Genomic DNA, 5,246 nt, shown 5'->3' with positions numbered 1-5,246 from the left:
GGACGTAGTGCGCTACGGGACGGCGAAGCGGATGACGGTGAAGCTGATGGAGGCGCCGTCCTCGCGCGTGGCCGAGGCGCCCGCGCACGCTCCCGCCAAGCCGGGCGGGATGGGCGGCCTGGGCATCTCCGCGGGCCCGCTCACCGGCACAGCCGCGCGGCAGCTGGGCTACACCGACGGGCGTGGCGTGCTCCTGACGACGGTCACGCCGCTGGGCGCGGGCTACCGCGCGGGCCTCCGCCGCGACATGCGTATCCTGGCCGTGGACGGGCGAGCGGTCGGCTCGGCCGCCGATCTCTCATCCGCGCTCAGGCGGCGCGGTCCCGACGACGTGGTGTCGCTCATCGTCGGCTATCCCGGCCCCGATCCCCAGCAGGCCATCCTCAACGTCCGCCTGCCCCGGTAGGCCGGGAACCCATGTGGCGCTCAGCCGGCACGGGAGGTCACCTGGGCTCGGTGGAGACGTGCCGCGTCGGAGCAGCCGGCGGTGCTTCGAACGGGGAAGATGTGGGGAGGATTAACGTGTGCACTTCTGCGGCGGCGCGTGTTGACGCATGCGCAAGTGCTTGGTACTATTCACTATCCTTTCGAGGCATATTTCGGGAAGGTGCTGCGGCAGCGTATCTTCCCCCTGCATTACCGGCGTGGCGAAGCGCTTTGCGCACCACCCGCTCCGTCTTCTCAAGCCGTTCCCGCGACACTCCCCGCATCCAGAAGCTCTTTCATGGGCACACCCCTGATCCACCCGGACGGCGAAGCAATATGTTCCTGACCGGTGAGGTGGAGACACACGTCCCGTGCAGCGTCCGCCTGGTGCACGCCATGCTGGCGGACGCCGGGCTCGCCCCGCTTCCGACGGGCGCAGCCTGATGGAAGCCTTCCTGGCCGATCTCCGATACGCGCTGAGGCGGCTGCGGAACGCGCCCGGCTTCGCCTTCGCTGCCATCCTCACGGTGGCGCTCGGTGTAGCAGGGCCTACGTACGTGTTCAGCGAGATCAACGCCTTCTACCTTCGTCCGCTGCACGTAGCCGAGCCGGACCGGCTGGTGTCGCTGGCCGTGGTGGACGACCGCGGGCGGGTGTCGGACGACGTGCAGGGTACGGCCTACACCGCGCTCGCGGCGGCGCCCGGCCCGCTCTCCGGCCTGGGCGCGCACGCGCCGGGCTCGTTCGGGCTCACCGGCGAGGGCACGTCCGCCCGGCCGGTCCAGGGACGCTACGTGTCCGCGAACTACTTCTCCCTGCTCGGCGCCGCGCCCGCGCGCGGACGCTTCTTCTCGCCCGCGGAGAGCGGCGGCGCAGGCGAGCCGGCGGCCGTCATCAGCTACGACCTCTGGCAGCGCGCCTTCTCCGGAGACCCGGGTGTGGTGGGCCGCTCCGTGCGCCTCAGCGGCCACCCCGTGACGGTGGTGGGCGTGGCGCCGGAGGGGTTCAACGGCGTCACGCGCGCGGTGGGCGAGGACCTGTGGCTGCCGCTGGGCATCTACGAGCGCTTCAACCCGTCGCCCGTGCCCGGGGTGCCGCAGCTGGTGCTGGTGCAGATGTTCGGGCGCCTGCGCGACGGCGTCTCCCCCCCCGCGGCCGAAGGGGAGCTGTCCGCGCGCGCCCGAGGCCTGGCCGACGCCGAGCCCAGCCTGCGCCGCGTCCGCACCGTGGAGGCGAACCCGCTCACGGGAATGCCGAGCGTGGGCCAGGCGAAGGGCTTGAACTCGAAGACGCTGCACCTGGCGACCGCGCTGCTGCTGCTGCTCGTGGCCAGCGTGAACGTGGCGGGGATGCTGCTCGCCCGCGCCAGCGCGCGCCGCAAGGAGATCGGCGTGCGGGTGGCGCTGGGGGCCAGCCGCTCGCGCCTGGTGGCGCAGCTCATGACCGAGAGCCTGGTCATCTTCATGGCCGGCGGCGCGGCGGGCGTGGCGCTCACGGCGCTGGCGGGGCGCTTTCGCTCCCAGGCGCTCTCCGGCGGTCCCGGCCGCAGCACGGTGGACTACGGGCTGGACGCGCGCGTGCTGGCGTTCGCGCTGGGATCGTCGCTGCTGGTGACGCTGGTGTTCGGCCTCGTGCCCGCGATCCAGGCGTTGCGCGTGGGCGCAGTGCCCGCGCTGCGCGACACGCCGGAGACGGGAGGCGGCGCCTCGCGGCTGCGAGGCGCCTTCATCGCCTGCCAGGTCGCCGCATGCGTGGTGCTGCTCGCGTGGGCCGGCCTGTTCGTGCGGGCGCTGCGCGAGGCCTGGCTGGTGAACCCCGGCTTCGACCCCGAGAACGTGGCCGTGGCGTCGCTCGATGCGGCGTACATGGGCCGCGGCGATGCGCAGGGGGCGGCGTTCTTCGCCGAGCTGGCGCAGCGCCTGCGCGCGCGGCCCGACGTATCGGACGTCGCGCTCGCGTCGTCGGTCCCGTTCGGGAGCCGCGTATCCACGCGCGAGGTGAGGGCGGCGGACGGCACGGGCGGCGACTCGCCGATCGCGGCGCGCGCCAGCAGCGTCACGCCGGACTTCTTCCGCACGCTGCGAATTCCCGTGCTGCGAGGCCGCGCGTTCAACGACGCGGACCGCGAGGGGGCCCCGTACGTGGTGGTGGTGAGCGCGGCGCTGGCGCGGCAGGCGTGGCCGGGCCAGGACGCGGTGGGGAAGCGCCTGGCGCAGGGCCCGCGAGAGCTGGAGGTGGTGGGCGTGGTGGGCGACGTCCGCGCCGCCAGCCTGGCCGCGCGCCCAGGCCCCGCCATGTACACGCCCGTCGCGCAGGACTACTCGCCAGCCATGACCGTCCTCGTGCGCTCGGGGGCGGGCGCGGGTGCGGGGCTGGCGGCGGTGCGCAACGAAGTCCGCTCGCTTCAGCCAGACCTGCCGCTCACCGGCGCCACGCCGTTCCGCGACCTGATCGGCGGGTCGCTGGCCGGCGAGCGAACCGCGGCGGTGCGCATCGGCTCGTTCGGGCTGATCGGCCTCTTCCTCTCGGCCGTGGGCCTGTACGCCGCCGTCGCATACCTGGTGAGCCGCCGCACGCGAGAGATCGGCATCCGCCTGGCCCTCGGCGCGGGAGCGGGCGAGATCGTCCGCCTCTTCCTGGGCCGGGGGATGCGCCTGGCCGGCGTGGGCCTCGTCGCCGGCATCGTCGGCGCGCTCGTCTCCGCGCGCGTGGCCGCGAGCCGGCTGTACGGGCTCTCCACGGTGGACCCCGTGACACTGACGGCCGGTGCCCTGCTGCTGCTCGGGGCGTGCGCGCTCGCCAGCTACCTGCCCGCCCGCCGCGCCTCGCGCCTGGACCCGCTCACCGCGCTGCGGACCGAGTAGGACGGCACGAGAGGCGCATCGTCCGTCGATGCCCCGCTGGCTCGACACAGATGATAGGGAGATGCACATTCGCCGTCTCCGCGCATCTGCCGGCAGATCCGAGGCGACGCATCTCCAAGTATCGTACCGGCGCGCTCACGGCGGATTCCCGTGCCCCCCGCTCTCCAACCACTCCTCACATCCCACGCAGATCATGGCAGACGTTCGATTCGCCCGCCCCGCCATCCTCCTCGCTCTTCTGTGCGCGCTGCCCGCGGGTGCGTGCGCGAAAGACCGGCATCCGGAACAGCAGAACGCGGCTGTCGACACGCTCTCACAATCGGTGCCCACCCCCGGCGCAGGCGGGGACATCGCGCCTTCCACACCAGGCTACCACTTCACCGACGCACAGGGGCGCGAGCCGCTGAGCCTGCACGTGCAGCCCGGCCGCCGCGTGAGCGCCGTCATGTACGACACCGCCGCCATGACGGTCCCGATCCCCGCCGCGCGCAAACGCGCGAACGACCTGGCCCAGCAGCTCTGGACGAAGATCGGCAGCACCGCCAAAGCCGAGACCGTATCCGTCGCATTCACGGACCGGGAGAAGAACACCAAGGATCGAACCACACGCGAGTTCTTCTTCTACGCGCCCGATCTGTCGTACCCCGACTCCCTCTAGATCGGCCGGCGGAGCATCCCCTCGATCGACCCTTCCGGCCAGAGGTGAGCGCTGCTCGGCATCGTCCAGCGGGCGCGCTCATCACCGTCCGTACCGAGAGAAGGAGCGCGCCCCGATCTCATGTCATGCGTGAGCGAGCGGACGCGCCTCACGTTATACCAATCCGGTTGAATGACTGTGCATTCTTCGGAGCAAGACAGTGCGAACGCTCGGTAGACAACCCGCACAATGCACAGTTGGTCGCCCGTATTGGTATTATACCTGGGTAAGCCGCAAAAAGACGTGCAAGCCTATGGATCCGAATGCGAAAAACGGGGCCCCCGAAAGGGCCCCGCCTTTTTTCCTCGCTGCTGGAGCGATCAGCTCGGAACGGTGATGCAGTACAGGAGGTGCGTCTCGACCGTCTGGTCCACCATGATGCCGCCCTGGTAGTAGGTCGTGGTGGTGCGCTCGTAGTAGCAGGTGGTCTGCAGAGCGGCCGCCTTGGGCGGGGTGGTCATCGCCAGCGCGGCGAGGGCGCCGAAGGTGGCGAGGGCGGCGGCGACGGGCTTGCGGATGGAGAGCAACATGGTGGGGCTCCAGGGTGGTGAGACTGCCGTCCGAATGGATCCCGCAGGATGGGGGGTCCGAAAACATCGGGCGCATATACATAACGTCGGGAAATGTTAATGTCAAGCGAATGTGTCTCCTTGTGTGCGAACCCATTTGGAAATACCTTTTAACATGGCCCCGCGCCGTCTTCGAACGAGCGCCGGTGACCTGTCCTCCCCCGTCACCCACCCCCCGCCCAGCCATGATCAAGCTTCCCCTCCGCGCGGCGGCCGCGCTGCTCCCGATCTGCCTCCTGCTCTCCACGCCCGCCTGCGACCTTCTCCGCGGCGAGCGGGGCACGCGGGTCGACACCGCCACGGCGGTCCTGCCCGTACCGCACGACGGCTCGGACGTCGCCGCGTCCACGCCGGGCTACCACTTCGCGGACGCGCAGGGGAACGTGCCCCTGAGCCTCGTGGTGCAGCCGGGAAGCCGGGTGGCCGCCGTGTTCCTGGACTCCGCGGCGGCCAAGCTGCCCCGCACCGAGGCGCGGCAGCGGGCGCGCGCCGTGGCCGTGGCCCTTTGGGCGCAAATCGGCAAGGCGGAGGAGGCCGACACCGTGTCGGTAGCCTTCACCAACCGCGCGAAGATCACTTCCGACAAGGTGAGCCGCGAGTTCTTCTTCTACCCGACCGACCTGGACACCGTGAAGTAGCACGCCCGCGGTACCGGAGGGGCGCAGAGGGGGTCGGCCGTTCGGTTGACCC

At 71.2% G+C, this 5,246-nt stretch carries 5 protein-coding genes; 4 read left to right on the top strand and 1 reads right to left on the bottom strand.

Features of this window, described 5'->3' with window-relative positions; all coding sequences use genetic code 11:
- The 3 genes from VFE05_01635 to VFE05_01625 form a co-directional block, all read left to right on the top strand.
- On the top strand, positions 1-406 hold a 406-nt coding region (locus VFE05_01635), incomplete at its 5' end, for a PDZ domain-containing protein (GenBank protein ID HET6228747.1).
- Positions 407-869: 463 nt separating this feature from the next.
- Entirely contained in the window at positions 870-3,290 is a 2,421-nt protein-coding gene (locus tag VFE05_01630; GenBank protein ID HET6228746.1) for an ABC transporter permease, read from the top strand.
- Between the two features lie 193 nt (positions 3,291-3,483).
- On the top strand, positions 3,484-3,948 hold the full coding sequence (locus VFE05_01625; GenBank protein HET6228745.1) for a hypothetical protein: 465 nt from the start codon (positions 3,484-3,486) through the stop codon (positions 3,946-3,948).
- A gap of 359 nt (positions 3,949-4,307) precedes the next feature.
- On the opposite strand, the gene VFE05_01620 is transcribed toward VFE05_01625, so the two are convergent.
- Positions 4,308-4,517: a hypothetical protein gene (locus VFE05_01620; GenBank protein HET6228744.1), complete on the bottom strand. Its 210-nt coding sequence runs from the start codon at positions 4,515-4,517 to the stop codon at positions 4,308-4,310.
- Positions 4,518-4,741: 224 nt separating this feature from the next.
- Here VFE05_01620 and VFE05_01615 point away from each other — a divergent pair, with 224 nt between their 5' ends.
- Positions 4,742-5,194, top strand: a complete 453-nt coding sequence (locus tag VFE05_01615) for a hypothetical protein (protein HET6228743.1) — start codon at positions 4,742-4,744, stop codon at positions 5,192-5,194.
- Positions 5,195-5,246: the final 52 nt, after the last annotated feature.

The sequence above is a fragment of the Longimicrobiaceae bacterium genome (genome assembly GCA_035696245.1).
In the GTDB taxonomy this organism is placed as follows: Bacteria; Gemmatimonadota; Gemmatimonadetes; order Longimicrobiales; family Longimicrobiaceae; genus DASRQW01.
The sequence above is the reverse complement of the archived record's forward strand: the minus strand, read 5'-3'. Positions and strand labels throughout refer to the sequence as shown.

Bases quoted from the DNA above. Each gene is read 5' to 3' on its own strand.
- VFE05_01630 (HET6228746.1), top strand. From the start codon at position 870: ATGGAAGCCTTCCTGGCCGATCTCCGATACGCGCTGAGGCGGCTGCGG.
- VFE05_01625 (HET6228745.1), top strand. From the start codon at position 3,484: ATGGCAGACGTTCGATTCGCCCGCCCCGCCATCCTCCTCGCTCTTCTG.
- VFE05_01620 (HET6228744.1), bottom strand. From the start codon at position 4,517: ATGTTGCTCTCCATCCGCAAGCCCGTCGCCGCCGCCCTCGCCACCTTC.
- VFE05_01615 (HET6228743.1), top strand. From the start codon at position 4,742: ATGATCAAGCTTCCCCTCCGCGCGGCGGCCGCGCTGCTCCCGATCTGC.